Origin of the sequence: Herbidospora mongoliensis, from assembly GCF_001570545.1 — a bacterium.
In the GTDB taxonomy this organism is placed as follows: Bacteria; Actinomycetota; Actinomycetes; order Streptosporangiales; family Streptosporangiaceae; genus Herbidospora; species Herbidospora mongoliensis.
Genome location: NZ_BBXD01000018.1, coordinates 146,962 through 163,241, shown reverse-complemented (window position 1 = coordinate 163,241; position 16,280 = coordinate 146,962). Strand labels below are relative to the sequence as shown.

Genomic DNA, 16,280 nt, shown 5'->3' with positions numbered 1-16,280 from the left:
GCCCTACTGATATCCCCTTATTTCCTGAAAAATGAGTGATAGGGCCGACGACGTCGCGTCGAAGGCCGCCCCACTGGTGAGCTTCGCGAGCCGGTCCATCTCGGCCCGGTCCGCGTCACCGAACACGATCGCGAACACGGGCGGAGCCGCTCCGGGCAGGCCCCGGTGGAACCGCGCGAAGGCTTCGAAGCCGCGCCCGGACGTGTTCTCCCCGTCGGTCAGCAGGACGACGGACCGGATCCGGCCCTTCCCGATGCCCACGAGGTCATAGGCCCTGACCAGGGAGTCATAGATCGCGGTGTCCCCACCTGCGGTGAGGTTCTCCACGTAGGTACGGATCTCCCGCAGGGTCCCTCCGGTGGGCCCGGTCTCGGGGATGTCGACGGTGGACGCCGCCCCCGGCTCCATGGCGAAGGGCAGGAACGTGATGCGCTCCCGGCGGCGGAAGGTGCCCGTCAACCCCGACAGAGCCTCTTTCAGCCGGGCGAGACGAGCTCCCTTCATGGAACCCGACGTGTCCAGCACATAGACCGTGCGGCCGGGGAGCCGCAGGTTGTCGTTGTACGCGTGAACGAGCGCGTCCACCGTATCCAGGTCGGCGGGAAAAGGGATCTGGAACTGCCGCGCGCTGAGTTCCACCGCCACGCGCGCCCCGCTGACGATCGGCCGCCGGCGGGTGAGCCCGGCGATGCGTTCCTGGACGGGCTGGGTGCGCAACCAGCGGGTGAGCCGCTGGAAGGCGTCTTTCGCGGCAGGGGAGGTCGCCAGCAGGGACAGCGGATGGTCGGCCGTCACGGTGCCGTCCGCCGGGTGGATCGGGATCAGGCGGTGCTCCGGCGGCAGGGTCGCGTCGGCGCTGAGGATCTCGGACTCCGAACCGATCAGGCCGTCGGCGCCGAAGCCGTCGCGGTAGGTCCTGACCAGCCACGACGTCGAGTTCGCGGTGAGCCGCTGCCCCGTGAACAGACCCGCGAGCCGGGGCGCGGCCCGGTGCTCCTCGCCGGGCTGGAGCGCGCCGGGCCCGGTCAGGGCGGTCGCGGCGGCCACGAGCGCGTTGAGGCCGTCGTCGGATCGGGCCGGATCGGCCATGCCGAAGGTGAAGCGGCCCGAGGCGGCCGCCGCCGCGATGTCGGCCCACGTGGCGGGGCGGCGGTCCCAGCCGAGGCGGTGCGCGGCCCGCGTGCTCACGCCCACGATCACGGGCGACGACATGATCTCGACGGTGCCGTCGAGCCGCGCTGTGCCCCCGCGCAACCGCAGGCGGTGGTCGGACGCGGGCCAGATGGCGTCGAAGTCACGCCCTGCCGTCTCGAACCTGGCCGGGTCGTCGGTGGTGGTCAGCGCGACCGTGACGCCGGTGGCCGGGATCGCGTCCCGCAGGATGGGGGCCATGTCGGCGAGACCGTCACCCGCCAGGACGCGCAGGGTGAACGGCGGGCCGGACAGGTCGTCCTGAGGCGGGCCGGTACACCCGGCGGCCAGCAGCGACAAGGTCAGCGTGACCCGGATCAGCACGCCGGCATCCAGGTGGGAGACCGCCACAGCTCGCGGCGGATCTCGTCGATCAGGTCGCGCAGGATGCAGGAGTTCGGGACCGGGGTGACCGCCAGATTCCGGCGCAGCGGCACGGAGGTGTCGGGGTATTCGAGCCGGGTGTTCCGGTAGCCGAGGCGGACGACTCCCTACTGCGGATCGTGGTGCTGGTGGTCTCCGGCGGCACCGTCTGGATGGGCGCCCACGCCAGCTGGATCGCGGCCACCCGCGATCATGACACCGCGACCCTCGGCATCGTCGGCACCCTGATGGCCTTGGGCTCTTTGATCGCGGTCAGCGCGGTGTGAGGCCCTGGAAAACCGGAGGCCGAAGAGTAGGGTCGTCCGCGTGGACTTGGACGACACCGCGGCCCGGCTCGGCGTATCCGTCGAGGATGTCGATCGCGTGCACCGACTGGCCGGCGACCTGCCGTCGGCTCCGCTGCCCGCCAAAGCCGACGCGCCCGCGATGCTCGACCGGCTCGCGGTGCGGCCCGACGACGCCGCCGAGATCATGGAGGGCTGGCCCGACCCCGGCTCTCCGCTCTGGACCCCGGAGCTGCGCTGGCTGCTCGACCGCTCGATCGCCCTGGTCCGCGCCGACCTCGGGGGCGGCGGCTGGCTCTTGCCCGGTCCTGAGCTGCCCCGCGATCGGGGCCCGGCCTGGCGGCATCTCTATGTGTACGCCTTTCTGGCCCTGGCCGACGTCGCCATGGCATACCACCGCGACCACGGCGTCGACGAAGCCGTGTCGTGGCTGAGCCTGGCGGACCTCGGCCGCAACCTGGCGGTCGACCGGCGGATGAACCGCGAGGGCTGGCCGGTCATGCAAGCCTGGCTGACGCTGCACGCGCGCGGCGCCGTCTACGAGATGGGCCGGTTGCAGTTCCACCGCGGCGGCACCACCCTCGACCTGCACATCCCCGAGTCGGGCCCGATGACTCCTGAGGCGATCGACGCCTCGCTCGACCAGGCCCGCGTGTTCTTCCCGCGCCACTTCCCCGACGAGCGCTACACCGCCTTCGGCTGCGGCTCGTGGCTGCTCGACCCGCAACTACAGGAGTATCTGCCGGAAGACTCCAACATCGTCCGGTTCCAGCGGAGGTTCGAGCTGGAGCCCTACGAGGAGTCGGAAGGGCCCGACGCCGACGTCGAGGTGCTGCGGTTCGTGTTCCGGACCCTGACCACACCGCTCGATCGGCTGCCGCGCGACAACGTGCTCCAGCGTGCGATCGTCGACCATCTGCGGGCCGGCCGCCGCTGGCACTGGCGTCGCGGCAGTTTTCCGATCTAGTTCTCGCGGGCCGCACCGGTTTGTCGGTGGGAAGATCTATTGTCCCGGCCATGACTTCAGCGACGCAGGCGTACACCTACGCTGCGCCCTCCTCCCTTGTCGACGGTCGTCTCGGATTGGCGACCTCCGGCGGCCGGGCGCTGTCCGGCCCGGCACTGGCTCCCCGGTTCTTCAGCGGCGTGGTGACCCAGGCGGCGCCCGCCGCGGCCGCGCTGCTCGGCGTCGCCGACGTGGCGCTGGCCCGCTACCACCAGCCGCAGGCGCGGCCCGGCTGGGTGCGCGACCCGGTGGTGACGTGCAACGGAGACCGGTTGCGGTTCGAGTCGTTCTCGGCCTGCGGCGGGGTCTACGCCCGGCTCGACCTGCTGGGCGGCGCCCTCGACGGCGAGGTCTTCGATCGCGGCACCACCAACGTCGACGTGAACGCGCCGCTCCGGGAGGCGCTGGCGCGCATCGGCGCGCGTGACCCGCTGCACCTGGGGGTCGGGCTCGACGAGCTGGTCGTGACCACGATGGACGGCGCTGTCGTGGAGAAGAAGGTGCCGCTCCCCGAGCGCTGGTTACGGGGATTCGCCGAGGTGCAGGTCATCGCCTCGGGCATGGACCAGCGCGGCGAGCTGGCCGGCATGACGGCGGTGCGGTTCCTGCGCGGGCTGCCCAAGAAGGGCACGGTGTGGGTGACGCAGTCGGGTCGCGACCTGAAGGTCGCCGACCGTCAGGTCCCGGGTGCGGTCCAGCTCGCCGGTCCCCACCGGCTCGGCACCCTCCTGCCACTGCTGCGCTTCGCGAAAACCCTTCGTGTGTACGGCCCTGCCGACGCCGCCTCCAGCGCCTGGGAGCTCGAACTGCCGGGCATGCGCTACACGCTCACCCTCTCCCCCGAGCGCTGGCGCGGCTTCTCCGGTGAGGGCGCGGTGCTCGGCGACCTGGCCACCGACGAGGCAGAGAACGACGCCGACGTGGTGGGCATGCTGCTCAACTTCGAGCCCGAGGTCGAGATCGGCCTGCTGGCCGACCGTGCGGGCATCCCCGCCGACCGGGTCCGGGCCGCGCTGACGCAGCTCGGCGTCGCCGGCCGGGTCGGCTACGACCTGGCGGAGGCCGCCCACTTCCACCGTGAGCTGCCCTACGACAAGGACAACGTGATCCTGCTCAACCCCCGGCTGGCCAAGGCGCGCAAGCTGGTCGAGGCGGGGGCCGTGCGCCTTGAGGGCGAGCTGGCCACCGTCCACACCTCGGGTGGCGCCCGCCGGGTCTCGCTGCCGGACGGCTCCTGCACCTGCGAGTGGTGGTGGGACCATCGCGGCTCGCGCGGGCCGTGCAAACACGTGCTGGCCGCCCGGATCGTCGCCCGCGCCGCCGTGGAGGTCTCCCGATGACCCTCTGGACGGAGATCCGCGACCTGGTCACCGGCAACCGGGTCACTCCCCTCGTCGACCGGCTGGTCACGCTCACCGAGGAGGAGCGCGCCGAGCTGGGCGGGCAGTTGCCCGGCCTCCTGAAGGAGTTGCGGCGTCCCCCCGCTGATGACCCCGACGACGTGGATGAGCTCGTCGGTGAGCAGCTCGACACCTCGGCCGGGGCCCTGCTTCTGACCGGTGTCGGCGTCATCACCGGCCCCGCCGCCGCCGTGACGTGGATGACCGGCCGCGACGTCAACCGGCGCTGGGGCGGGACCGTCGACGTGGCCCAGGTGTGCCGGGTGGCGGCGACCCGTCCGCCGGAGTGGCGTCGTGATGTCGCGGTCCGGCTGGCCCAGCGGGTGCGCCGTCCCGCCGACCGCCTCGCGCCGCTGGCCGTGGCGCTGCTGCGTGAGTCCGGGGCGACGCCGCCCGACCACGACCCGCTGGTGGCGGCCTGGCTGACCGTGCCGAGCCTGGCCGGCGACCCGTTGACCTCTGTTCTGTTGCCGCACGTCTTCACGGCCGACGGCGCGGGCCGTGCCCTCCGCGAGGAGCGGCTGGACCCCGGGCCGACCCGCTGGCTGGCCGCCGCCGCTCGCGAGCTGCCCAGGGAGCAGGCGCTCGACGGGTGCGTGAGCAGGTTCCTGCGTGGTGGCGACGTTCAGGACCTGCGGTTCTTCGTCCGGCTGCACACGCTCCTCGATCCCACGCCCGAGGAGTCCGCTCCCCGGCTGCGTGACTATCTGCGGTTGCTGCCGTCGGCTCCGGGCCCGGTCGCCGAACTGGCCGTCGGACAGGTGCGCGCGGCGATGCCGCTCGACCACGCCGATCTGGTCGAGGCGGTCGAGGCGCTCACGTTCCGGGCCGAGGCCAAATTCGCCGCCCGGGGTCTGCGCTGGCTCGACCAGACGATCCGGGCCACTCCCGAGGTGGCCGCCGACTTCGTGGGCGCGCTGACCACGGCGTACACACACGCGTCTTTCGACGTGCGCAACCGCTCGACCGAGCTGACCCTGAAGCACGCCGGCCTGTTCGCCGACCACGCCGAGGCGATCCTCGACGGCGCCCGGCACCTCCCCGCCGACCTGGGCGCGAGGCTGGCCGAACGCTTCGGCGGCGAGGCCCCGGCCGAGGATCCGCAGGAGCGCAAGGAGTTCTCTCCGCTGCCCGAGGTGCCCGCCAGGGAGAGTTTCCCCAAGCCGTCGATCTTCCCGAACTACCACGAGCGGTGGATCGGATGGGAACGCTGGATGGCGGCCTTCGTCGGCGGGGTCGCGGAGAACCGCACGAACCTGCGCCGCAGGCTGAAGCCGCACGTCGAGCAGCAGACCCACCGGCAGAACCGGGATCAGATCACCGACCCCGACGAATGGCAGACCGTGCTGGCCGAGGAGCTCGTCACGCCCGGCGCCCTGCCGGAGATCCCGCCGCGCGGCCCGGAGAAGTTCTGGGACAGCGCGAGTCACTCGGTCTCGGCCCGCTTGGTCAACCGGGGCGAGGAGATCGGGCTGAACCCGCCGAAACGGCGGTTCGCGGTGGCCGGTAGCGGCTGGCGACCCGGCCGCTACCTCGACGACGACACCCCGCTCCGCGTCGTCTTCATCACCTGGACCAGCGACGACGGCCCGGCGGGGGCCGTGGCCGACGAGGCCGGCCAGCCGATCCCCTACGCCAACGGCCGGATCTATCTGTACGGACAACCCTCCGGTGACGACCGGACCCCGGACCCCGCTCCCGACGAAGACGACGAGTACGACGGTGACTTCGAAGAGGACTTCGACGACGCCGTCCCGGATCGGCGTGCGTCCCGTCCGGTGGAGCCCGGAGTCCTCTACGACGACTCGGACGAGGCCATGCCGCAGGACTCCCTGCGTGGCGTGTACGAGCGCCTGGCCGAGCTGGGGGTGAACCCCGACCGGATCACCGCCATGCGCAAGGGCCTGCCGGTGCCCCCGCCCGGCCCGGACGAGCCGCTGGTCGCGGTCACCGTCGCCTTCGTCCCGTCCCGGTTGCGCTCCTTCCAGCGCCGGGAGCTTCCGCCCCTGCACGAGTGGCGGCGACGGCACCGGCTCCCGCACCCGGAACATCTCTCGCCGCCGTCCGACTTCCTCGTCACCCGCTACGCGGAGCTGTACGGGGCTCTGCGCACCGGCACGCTGCCGCCGGTGCTGCTGGCCACGCCGACGTGGATGACCGGCCACCTCGACCCCGACGTGCTGGTCGACCGCCTGGAGACGTGCGCCGCCGCAGGCGTGGAACCGCTGAGGGCCGACCTCACCCAGGCGCTGCTACGGCTGCCCCGGGGCGGCCACCCGGCCGCCGCCGACCGGGCCGCGAAGATCGATTCGGTTGCTGCGCGCAGGGCACACGAATGGCTGGCCGGGCCGGGTATGCCCGACCCGGAGTGCGGTTTCCAGTGGACCCACATGGTGAACGCGTCCATGGTCCCGTTCGGCGACGGAGAACCCGAACACTTCACCGAGGTCCGCCTGACCCCGGTGCTGCGGGCCACGCCCACCGGTGACGAGCTGATCGACGGGGCGCTGCTGAGGCAGCCGCCAGACGGTTCGTTCGACGAGATGGGCAGCGGGATCGCCGGGTGGCCGGCCATGCTGCCCTCGCACCGCGAGGTGACGGCCGTGAACATGCTGCCGTTCGTCCTGCGCAGCCGCTGGTACGCGAGCGTGACCCCGGCGGAGCTGTCCCGCCTGGCCGCCGCCGACGGCCCCCTCGGCGACGCGACGGCGGTGACCATCGCGGTCCTGCTGGCGGGCGGCGTGCCCGGGACGATCCCGGTGGTCCTGCGGATGGCGGCCAGAGGCGACCTGCCCGCCGAGGCGATCGGCCGCCAGCTCGCACTGGCACTGCGCCGCACGTGGCTGGAGACCCGTCCCGCCATCGCCGCCCTGACCGAGCTGGCCGAGGCCGGAGGTCACCACGAGGTGTGGCGCATCCTGCGCGCCCTCCTGCCCGGGATGCTGCCGGGCGAAGGACGGCGCATCACCGTGACCCACACCGAACTCGTCGCCTTCGCCGCCGACGTGGCCCGCTGGACCGGCGCGAGCGGCGAGATCCCGATCGTCGCCGAGTTCGCGCGCAGCCGCCGGACGATCCGCTTCGTCCACGAATGCAAGCGCCTCCACACCCAGCTCACCGGAGCCACGTCATGACATATCGCGACATCTTCACGCTCAGCCGCGACGTCGAAGGGCTGGCGTCATGACCGTCGACGACATCCGTACCGAGATCAGGAATCTCGTGGCGAACCGCGACGCCGAAGGGCTGGCGTTGCGGTTGCCGGAGCTCACCGACGCCGAACGGGCCGCCGTCGCCGCCGAGCTGCCGGGCCTGCTCGCGGAGCTCCGCGACAGCCCGCTGCTGGCCGTCTCCCTCGACGGGGACGTCTTCGACTGGACCGATGACAGCCAGGTCATCGGCTCGTCCGAGGTGCTGATGATGGTGGGCGCGGCGACCATCTCCGGCCCGGCCGCCGTGGTCACCTGGCTGACCAAGCGCGACTTCAACCCCCGCTGGTCGACCGCGCCGAGCCCGCACCGGCTGGTGAAGGCGGTCTCCGGTCGCCCGGCGGCCTGGCGGGCCGATCTGGCGGTACGGCTCGCGCGCCGCATCCGCCGTCCCGACGACCGGATCGCGTCACTGGCCCTGGCGTTGCTGCGCGACGGCGTGGTCACCCCGCCCGACCATGAGCCGCTGGTGGTGGCCTGGTTGTCGGCGGTGGGGGTGGCCAAGGACCCGCTCACACCCCAGCTGCTCGCGAAAATCTTCGAGGCCGACGGCGCGGGCCGGGCGCTGGCCGCCGAGACGCTCACCCCTAAGCCGTCCCGGTGGCTGGCCCTGACCGTCCGCGAGTTACCCCGCGAGCAGATCATCGACGGCTGCGTGGGCCGTTTCCTGCGTGGTGGCGACGTACCGGACCTGAGGTTCTTCGTCCGGCTGCACACGCTCGTGGCGCCCACGCCGGAGGAGTCGGCCGGGCGGCTGCGCGACTACCTGCGGCTGCTGCCCGCCGCGCCGGGGCCGGTGGCCGAGCTGGCCTGGCAGCAGGTGCACCAGGCGCGGCTCGATCCGGCGGACGTCGCCGAGGCGATCGAGGCGATGACCTTCCGCCCGGAGGCCAAGCTCGCCGTGAAGGGCCTGACCTGGCTCGACCGCGACCTGGCCGCCGCACCGGAACGCGTCGCCGGGCACGTCACCGCGCTGACCAACGCTTACGCGCACGGCTCTCCCGAGGTGCGCGACCGGGCGGTGGCCCTCACGCTCAAGCACGCCGGCCATCTCACCGACCCCGCCCCGATCCTGGAGGCGGCCGAACTCCTGCCGCCGGCCTCGGCCCGGCAGCTCTTCGAGCGCTTCACCGGAGGCTGGACCGCCGACTTCACTCCCGGACGTCTGCCCGAGGTCACCGTCCCCGGCCCGTTCCCCGTCTCCGGCTTGGAGAGCGGCCCGCCGGAGGAGATCGGCTGGATCGACGTCGAGGCGTGGCTGGCGGCGGTCGTGCGGGCCGCGCACACGAATCCCGGCCCCCTCAGGAGAACGCTGGCCCGGCGGTTCGGCGAACACCTGCGGCCGGTGCTCTACGACGCCCTGACCTGGCCGTCGCCGCGCGACTGGTGCACCGCGCTGGCCAGGGAGCTCGTCAATCCCGGCGAAGATCCGGGACCGCCCGCGGCCCGGCGCCCGGCCCACCAGAAACCGGTCTCCGAGGAGCAGCGGACCGACGCCGAGCACGCCTTCCCCGGCCTGTCGGGCGATCTCGGGCAGTCCCTGTACGGCGGCATGGTGAGCGTCGCGGCCACGGCCTTCCAGCTGTTCCCCGGTCTCCGCACGGTCGTCCCGCTGCACGCGTTGCCTGGCTACTTGCAGGAGGAGGTCCTGGGGACGGCCGACATCTACGACCCGGCGACGCGACCTGAGCCCGCCCCCTGGAACCGCCTGCCCGACCCGGGGGAGTGCGCCCGCCCGCACACCTTCCTGCTGTCCCGCCTCGACGAACTCCTGCGCGCGGCGAAGGCCGGAGTGCTGCCCCCGGTGCTGCTGGCCACCCCCACCCGCGCCGACGGCCACCTCGACCCCGGGCCCCTTCTCGACCGGCTGGCCGTGTACGCGGAATCGAGCCACGAACCGTTGCCGCTCGACCTGGCTCAGGCACTCTTGCGCCTGCCGCCCGATCTCGGCCCCGACCTGGCCGAACGCGCGAGAAACAGCGGCTCGGCAGCGGTGGCCCGATGGTTCGAGCGCGGCGCGCCCCCGCCCCCGGAGGTGGAGCTGACCTGGACCCTGGCCCTCGGCTCCCGCGTCGTCCCCTATGACGATCACGTCGTCGACCAGCGCGGCATCGCCGACGTGAGCTGGAAAGCGGCGGAACCCCTCGGCATCGCCCCCCTCGACACCCTGCTGACCATGCCCGAGACGCGCCCCTACCGGCGCGAGTCACGTCACTACTGGCCCGGTATGACGCCTCACCACCGGGAGCTGGCGGCGGCCCATCTGGCGAGCGGCCTGATCGACCGCAACGATCCGCCCGACATCGCGATCGGCGACCTCCACGACCTGGCTCTCGCCGAAGGCGCGTCGGGCCCGGCGACCGCCCTGGTCCTGGCCTACTTCCTCACCGAGGAAGGCGACGACGCGGTGCCCCCGCTGCTTCAGCTCGCGGCCAAGGACGCTCTCCCCGCTGCCGAGACAGGCAGGCTGCTGGGCATGCTGGGCCGCCGGACCCGCTACGAGGCCGGCCCCGCGCTGCCCTCGCTGGAGCTGGCCGCCAGGCAGGGCGCGCACGCCGAGGTGTGGACGATCCTGCGCCACTTCCTGGCCGAGTTCCTCCCGAGGGAGGGCGAGCGGGCCCTGGCTCTGCACACCGACGCCGTCGTGCTGGCCGTCGACGTCGCCACGTGGGCCGACGCCCGGGGCGAGATCCCCGAGGTGGCCGCCCTGGCGAAGAAACGCGGTTCGACCTCGCTGGGCCGCGCCTGCCGGAGTCTCGACCGGCTCCTGAACAGCTGAAGGAGAACGCACACCATGGAACGCGCACGGCAGTTGGCCGGCGAGGTGCTGATCTGCCTCTTCCTCGTGATCCTGGGCACCGGGGTCTATCTGATGATCCATTTCGTGCCCGCCGACGCGGAGATCTTCTACGACGGCTCCTACCTTCCCCTCCAGGGCGTGCACATGAGCGAGCCCTACGAATACGAAACGGCTCTGCGTGGCAGCCTCGACATCGAGGGCGGCCTGCTCTCCCGGCGGCTGCACCAGAGCGCCTCGATCATGTTCCTGGCCTGCACGGTCGTATGGGCGCTGCTCGGCCGGTACCGCGAGGCGGCGGTGGTGTTCGCGCTCGGGCTGCTGATCGCGTTCAGCGGCTCCCGACTCGCCGGAGGTCACGGCCCGGAGAGCCTCTGGTGGGGAGTGCACCTGGTGGCCGCGCTCGCCGTCGTGGTGATCCTGCTGCGCGGCTCCTGGCAGGAGGCGAGGATCAACCGGCGCACGCCGGGCCTGGTGGCGCTCGCGCTGGCCGCCACCGCGTTCCTTGTCATCGTGCTCTGAAGCCGGGGAGGTCACACAATGGTCGCCTTCGAGGGCATCCGGCAGACACCACATCCCAGGAAACACTACTTTGAGTGACTGATCATATCGGTTCCGTGTTGATGCAGACTGCCCCGAACTGAGCCGACGCGTCGCACAGGACATCACGAGGAGCTGTGTATGAAGGTTCCGGGCCACCTGGAAGCGGCTTGTCCGACCGGCCCGGGGACCTCGACGGCGCGCCCGGCGCACCCCGACACGGATCCGACGCCGCCCGATGCCGAAGACGGCGGGCCCCGATTCAGGATCCCGTGGCCGGCGCGGCTGAATCCCGAGGTGGAGCGGATGCGCCGGCGCAGCCTCCAGTGGGCCGCGTCGTTCGGGATCGTCACCGGCGAGCAGGAGATCCGCAGGCTCGACGAACCGAGGTTCGACCTGCTCACGGGTTATGCGTTCCCCGACGCCCGCGGTCTCGGCGCCCAGCTCGCGTCAGACTGGATGTACTGGTTCTTCCCCTTCGACGACTGGTTCGACGGCCCGCTCGGCGAGGATCCCGCGCTGGCCCGGACGGTCCTCGACCCGATGATCCGCTTCGCCTACGGCGAGGCGGGCGCGCTGCCGATCAGCGCACCGCCGCTGGTGCGGGCCTACGCCGATCTGTGCGCGCAGCCGCATGGGCATGTCGCCCACCTGGCAGACCAGGTTCGCTCACGACCGGCTCATCGAGTAGTACCTTGATCTCGAGGCCGAGGCGCTCGCGCTCCCCCGCGACTACGGGCTCCCCGAGCAGGCCCGCGACCTCGCCGGCTATCTGGCGAACGTCCGATCGTGGATCAGCGGCAACGACGCCTGGAGCAGGGGCACCACCCGCTACGGCGTGGGCCACTAGGCCGTGAAGCCGAGCTTGCGCAGCAGGTCCTGGTGGGCGAACTGGCCGTAATACTCGAGCATGTGGGCGATCCGGCCGTCCCGGAAGGTGACCCGGATGATGAGGCGGTTCTCGTAGCGGTCGCCGTCGGCGAGTTCGCCGACCATGCGCTCCTCGATGATCGCGACGTCGGGGTCGTCGGTCTGGTGGAAGCGGACGTCGTGCACGGTGATGCTCTTCGCGGCGGAGACCAGGCCGGTGAAGGCCGCGTGCAGCGCCTCGTGGCCGGTGATGACGGCGGGCAGGCCGGCGACGGGCAGGGCGGCCTCGTAACTGGCGTCCTCGCACCAGAGCTCGACGAAGGCGTCGATCTGGCGGGCGTACAGGAGGGTGCTGGAACGGCGCCAGACGTCCTCGTTCCGGGCTCGGGCGGCGGCGAGGTCGATGGTCTGTGCGGTCATGGTGGAACTCCTTCGGTGTTGAGGGTGACTCAGGCGATGACGCCGATGCCGCGCGGCGGCGCGGGGGTGCCGTGGACGCGGCGGGCGTAGCGGCGGTAGGCGCGGCGGCCCAGTGGGGGCAGCAGGCGGCGCAGTGGTGCGGGGAGCTTGCGGAGCTCGATCTCGATCGCCTCGGGGTCGCCCTCGTAGAGCATCATGCCGAAGCCGAGGAACATGAGGCGTTTCGGGATCGAGGACATGCCCTGGACGGTGAACTCCTCCCACTCCGCCGGCGTGATGTGCCTGGCCATGATCGGCAGGAGGTGGGTCTCCTCGGCGTGCAGGTGCTCGAACAGCGCCGTGCACAGATCCGACAGGACCACGGCCAGGGCGTCGCCGTCGGGTGCGGACGCGGTGCGCCGCCAGGCGCCGAGCGCCGCGTGCGACCGGTCCAGCAGGGCGGCCACGTGCTCGTGCTGGCTCTGCATCACCTGGACCAGCGGGGCGAGCTCGGCGGGGACGCGCTCCAGGAGCGCCGCCCACAGCAGGTCGTCCTCGATGGTGTGGTGGTGCAGCAGCGACAGGAACAGGTCGGCGTGGTCGGCGACGATCGTCGTCCGGCGGCGGTCTCCCCCGGCGACCGCGCGGATCGCGGCCGGGGACAGGCCCAGCTCGCGGCGGAAGTTGGAGTGCGCCACCCGCATCATCCGCACGTCGGTGAGCCCCGGCCCGTGGAGCCGCTGCCCGGTCTGACTCGTCATTGCCCTCTCCTTTCTCGGTGGGATGTGCACAGCCTGCGCCGCCCTACTTGGATGTCATGCTGGCCGGACTTGGACGGGACCCGTGGGCCCGTTAGCTTTGCCGGGTGCGGTTTCAGGTGCTGGGCCAGGTCGAGGTTCTCGACGTCGAAATCGGAAGCGGTCCGGCGCAGCTCGGCGGGCAGAAGCAGCGTGCCCTGCTGGCGCTGCTGCTCGCCGCCGGCGGCCGGATCGTGTCGGTCTCCCGTCTCGTCGACGAGTTGTGGGGTGAGGAGCCGCCGCCGAAAGTGCTGTCCTCGGTGCAGGCCTACATCTCGAATCTCCGGCGCGCCCTCGAACCCGACCGGCCCGCGCGGGCGCCGGCCCGGATCCTGCTCACGCGCCCGCCCGGCTACGCCCTGACGGCCGAGAATCTCGACGCCGCCGCCTTCGAGCGCCTGGTCGGCGAGGCGCAGAAGATCCTCACGACCGATCCCGCCCACGCCCTCGACCTGCTGCGGAGCGCCGGCGAACTGTGGCGCGGCGAGCCCTACGAAGACGTCGCGGCCATGGCTCCCGGGCTCGCCGCCGAGGCGGCCCGGCTGACCGAGGTCTGGCTGCTCGCGACCGAAGACCGGTTCCGGGCCGAGCTCGCCCTCGGGGTGCACAACCGGCTGGTCGGCGAGATCGAGCGGATGGTCACCGCGCATCCGCTGCGCGAGGCGGGCTGGGGGCTGCTCGCGGTCGCCCTCTACCGCTCCCAGCGTCAGGGCGAGGCGCTCGACGCGCTGCGCCGGGCCCGGCAGGTCCTGGCCGACGAACTCGGCGTCGATCCGGGTCCTGAGCTGCGGCGGCTCGAAGCGGCCGTGCTGAACCACGAACCTTCACTCGACGCCATGCCCGCCCCCGCGAAGGCCGTCCTGGTTCCCGTGCCACCGGTCGCGGCGACCGGCTTGGTCGGCCGCGACGACTGGCTGGCCCGCCTGACCGGGCATCTCGTCGACACCTCGGCGGGCCGGGGAACCCTGGTGCTGGTGACGGGTGAACCCGGCGTCGGCAAGACCGGGCTGGCCCGCGCGCTGACCGCGACCGCCGCCGCGATGGGCCTGCGCACCGGATGGGGACGCTGCGAGGAGACCGCCGGCGCGCCGGCCCTGTGGCCGTGGTCGCAGGCGCTGGCGCCCCTGGCCGAGGCGTCCGCGACGGGCCAGTGGCTGCCCGGTTGGGACGGCACGGCCGCCGATCTCGACACGGTGGCCTTCCGGCTGGCCGAGGCCACCGCCGCGCTGCTGCGCGAGACCGGCCCGGCCCTGCTGGTCCTCGACGACCTCCACTGGGCCGACGGCGACACCCTGCACCTGGTCAGGCGGCTCGGCGCGATGCTGGCCACGTTGCCGGTCGTCCTGCTGCTGACCAGCCGCGACGCCGAGGCCGACCTCTCACCGGAACTGGCCGAGGCGCTGGCCGACCTGGCCCGCGCCGATCTCGTCCGGGTGGGGCTGCGCGGGCTCGACCAGGCGGGCGTCCGCGACTACGTCGCGCTCCGCCACGGTGTCGAGATCCCCGACGAGGTCGCGGCGGCGCTGCGGGAACGCACCAACGGCAACCCGTTCTTCATCGGGGAACTGGTCCAGCTGCTGGCGGAGGAGCGACGTCTCACCGACCCGGAGGCCCCGGGGGCGCTGCGCGTCCCCGACGGCGTTCGGGATGTCGTCCGGCGGCGGATCGACCAGTTGCCCGACGACGTCGAACCGCTGCTGTCGACGGCCGCCGTGTACGGACGGACCTTCGACGCCGACCTGGTCGAGGCGGCGTCGGGGCTGACCGGGGAGGCCGCGCTGACCGCCACCGAGGCCGCGCTGCTCGCGGGCCTGATCGAGGAAGAGGGCGACGGCCACCGGTTCACCCACGCGCTGGTCCGGGAGGCGATCTACGCGCGGCTGTCCCCGGGCCGCCGCAGGCTCCTGCACGCGGCGCTGGCCGGGGAGATCGAGGCGCGGTCCGGCCGGGTGCGCGAGACGCGCCTCACCGAACTGGCCCACCACTACGGCCGGGCCGCGGCCGAGCACGCCCGCGCCGCCTGGACCTACGCGACCAGGGCCTCGGCCGTGGCCGCCCTGCAGCCCGCCCCCGCCGAGGCCGCCCGCCTCCAGGAGGCCGCGCTGTCGGCGCTGTCGCGCGACCGCACCGCGACGGACGCCGACCGCTACGAGGTCCTGCTCGGGCTCGCGCTCGCCCGCAAACGCGCGGGCTACGAGCGTCAGGCCTGGGAGTCCGCCCGCGAGGCGGCCGAGGTCGCCCTGGCGGGCGGCGACGTGGTGGCGGCGGCCCGCGCGGCGGTCACCACCACCACCGACGCCATCTGGAGCTGGCGCGAATACCAGGTGGTGGACGTCGCCGCCACCGCCCTGTTCGAGCGGCTCGCCCGGGAGCTGCCCGCCGGGCACGAGGCGTTGCGGGCCCGGCTGCTGGCCGCCCTGGCGGGCGAGATCTACTACGGCGCCGACACCGCCGACCGCTCCGTGGCCCTGTCGACCGAGGCCGAAGCCCTGGCCCGTGCCCACGGCACCAGAGACGACCTGGCCCGCGTCCTCGAACTCCGCCACGTCGCCTACGAACGCCCGCAGCTCCTCGACGAGCGCCTGGCCGCCTCACGCGAACTGGTCGAGATGGCCGAGTCGGCCGACGACCCCGCCGCCCAGGCCCGCGCGCTGGTGTTCCGCGGCCGTGACCAGATCGAGCACGGCGACGTCGGCGCGGGCCTGCGCCACTACCGCGACGCCAGGGAACTGGCCGAGCGACACGCCCTCGCCCCCGCGCTCGTCGTCCTCACCTGGGCCGACGCGATCGTGGCCGTGGCCCGCGGCCGGTTCGAGGAGGCGGAGCAGGCCATCGCCGACGCCCGTGAGTTCCATTCCGGTACGACCGTGCCCGGCGCCGCCGAGATCCCGATCGCCCTGACGGCGACCCTGAACCTGGCACGGGGCACCCTCCCGGCGATCGAGCCCCTGCTGGCCGAGGCCGCCGCCGCCACCGGCCTGTCCCTGCTCCGCGACTGGCACGCCCTGGCCCTGGTCCGCTCGAACCGGACCGAGCAGGCCCGGACCGCGCTCGGCCCGTGGCGGCAGCAGCCGGAGGTGCCGCGCAACTACATGTGGCTGACCCACATGGCGATCCGGGCCGAACTCTGGTCGGCCCTCGCCTCCCCCGACGCCGCCCACGACCTGTACGCCGACCTGGCCCCCTACGCCGGCCGGATCGTGATCGGCGGCACCGGCATCACGTTCGCCGGCTTCGCCGCCCACCACGTCGGTCTCCTGGCCAGGGCCCGCGGCGATCTCGACACCGCCCTCGACCACCTGCGGGCGGCGCTGCGGGACAACGAGGAGTCCGGGTTCCGCCCCTTCGCCGCGGCGACCGCCCGCGAACTGGCCGCCACCCTGCAATCTCGCAAGTGAAGCGG

At 72.9% G+C, this 16,280-nt stretch carries 11 protein-coding genes; 8 read left to right on the top strand and 3 right to left on the bottom strand.

From position 1 onward, the window contains the following. Positions 1 to 3: 3 nt before the first annotated feature. Positions 4 to 1,515 (bottom strand): VWA domain-containing protein, encoded by a 1,512-nt coding sequence (locus AW272_RS26865; RefSeq protein ID WP_066371126.1) that lies wholly within the window; start codon positions 1,513 to 1,515, stop codon positions 4 to 6. Between the two features lie 179 nt (positions 1,516 to 1,694). Here AW272_RS26865 and AW272_RS42445 point away from each other — a divergent pair, with 179 nt between their 5' ends. The 7 genes from AW272_RS42445 to AW272_RS26835 all read left to right on the top strand — a co-directional run bounded on the left by AW272_RS42445 (position 1,695) and on the right by AW272_RS26835 (position 11,510). Next, entirely contained in the window at positions 1,695 to 1,841 is a 147-nt protein-coding gene (locus tag AW272_RS42445) for a hypothetical protein (RefSeq protein WP_157518805.1), read from the top strand. 40 nt (positions 1,842 to 1,881) lie between these two features. Continuing rightward, complete coding sequence (locus AW272_RS26860) at positions 1,882 to 2,826, top strand: acyltransferase domain-containing protein (protein ID WP_066370722.1); 945 nt, start codon at positions 1,882 to 1,884, stop codon at positions 2,824 to 2,826. 50 nt (positions 2,827 to 2,876) lie between these two features. Further along, the gene (locus tag AW272_RS26855; protein ID WP_066370720.1) at positions 2,877 to 4,205 is read left to right on the top strand and encodes an SWIM zinc finger family protein; all 1,329 of its coding nucleotides are present in this window, start codon (positions 2,877 to 2,879) and stop codon (positions 4,203 to 4,205) included. Further along, a complete protein-coding gene (locus AW272_RS26850) occupies positions 4,202 to 7,399 on the top strand; it encodes a hypothetical protein (protein WP_066370718.1) in 3,198 nt (1,065 codons plus the stop codon). Before AW272_RS26855 ends, AW272_RS26850 begins: the two co-directional genes overlap by 4 nt. A gap of 49 nt (positions 7,400 to 7,448) precedes the next feature. Then, positions 7,449 to 10,253: an amino acid adenylation domain-containing protein gene (locus AW272_RS26845; RefSeq protein WP_066370716.1), complete on the top strand. Its 2,805-nt coding sequence runs from the start codon at positions 7,449 to 7,451 to the stop codon at positions 10,251 to 10,253. 15 nt (positions 10,254 to 10,268) lie between these two features. Further along, positions 10,269 to 10,793, top strand: coding sequence for a hypothetical protein (locus tag AW272_RS26840; protein ID WP_066370714.1), 525 nt, complete (start codon positions 10,269 to 10,271; stop codon positions 10,791 to 10,793). 159 nt (positions 10,794 to 10,952) lie between these two features. Further along, on the top strand, positions 10,953 to 11,510 hold the full coding sequence (locus tag AW272_RS26835; protein WP_066370711.1) for a hypothetical protein: 558 nt from the start codon (positions 10,953 to 10,955) through the stop codon (positions 11,508 to 11,510). 147 nt (positions 11,511 to 11,657) lie between these two features. Here the strand turns inward: AW272_RS26835 and AW272_RS26830 are convergent, their stop codons facing one another. After that, positions 11,658 to 12,101 carry a nuclear transport factor 2 family protein gene (locus AW272_RS26830; protein ID WP_066370708.1) on the bottom strand — a complete coding sequence of 148 codons (444 nt, stop codon included), beginning with the start codon at positions 12,099 to 12,101 and terminating at the stop codon, positions 11,658 to 11,660. Positions 12,102 to 12,130: 29 nt separating this feature from the next. Next, positions 12,131 to 12,841 carry a hemerythrin domain-containing protein gene (locus tag AW272_RS26825; protein WP_066370702.1) on the bottom strand — a complete coding sequence of 237 codons (711 nt, stop codon included), beginning with the start codon at positions 12,839 to 12,841 and terminating at the stop codon, positions 12,131 to 12,133. Positions 12,842 to 12,945: 104 nt separating this feature from the next. On the opposite strand from AW272_RS26825, the gene AW272_RS26820 reads away from it, so the two are divergent. Next, entirely contained in the window at positions 12,946 to 16,275 is a 3,330-nt protein-coding gene (locus AW272_RS26820) for an ATP-binding protein (protein WP_066370699.1), read from the top strand. Positions 16,276 to 16,280: the final 5 nt, after the last annotated feature.

Coding starts and splice junctions, on each gene's coding strand:
- AW272_RS26855 (WP_066370720.1), top strand. CDS start 2,877: ATGACTTCAGCGACGCAGGCGTACACCTACGCTGCGCCCTCCTCCCTT.
- AW272_RS26850 (WP_066370718.1), top strand. CDS start 4,202: ATGACCCTCTGGACGGAGATCCGCGACCTGGTCACCGGCAACCGGGTC.
- AW272_RS26845 (WP_066370716.1), top strand. CDS start 7,449: ATGACCGTCGACGACATCCGTACCGAGATCAGGAATCTCGTGGCGAAC.
- AW272_RS26840 (WP_066370714.1), top strand. CDS start 10,269: ATGGAACGCGCACGGCAGTTGGCCGGCGAGGTGCTGATCTGCCTCTTC.
- AW272_RS26835 (WP_066370711.1), top strand. CDS start 10,953: ATGAAGGTTCCGGGCCACCTGGAAGCGGCTTGTCCGACCGGCCCGGGG.
- AW272_RS26830 (WP_066370708.1), bottom strand. CDS start 12,101: ATGACCGCACAGACCATCGACCTCGCCGCCGCCCGAGCCCGGAACGAG.
- AW272_RS26825 (WP_066370702.1), bottom strand. CDS start 12,841: ATGACGAGTCAGACCGGGCAGCGGCTCCACGGGCCGGGGCTCACCGAC.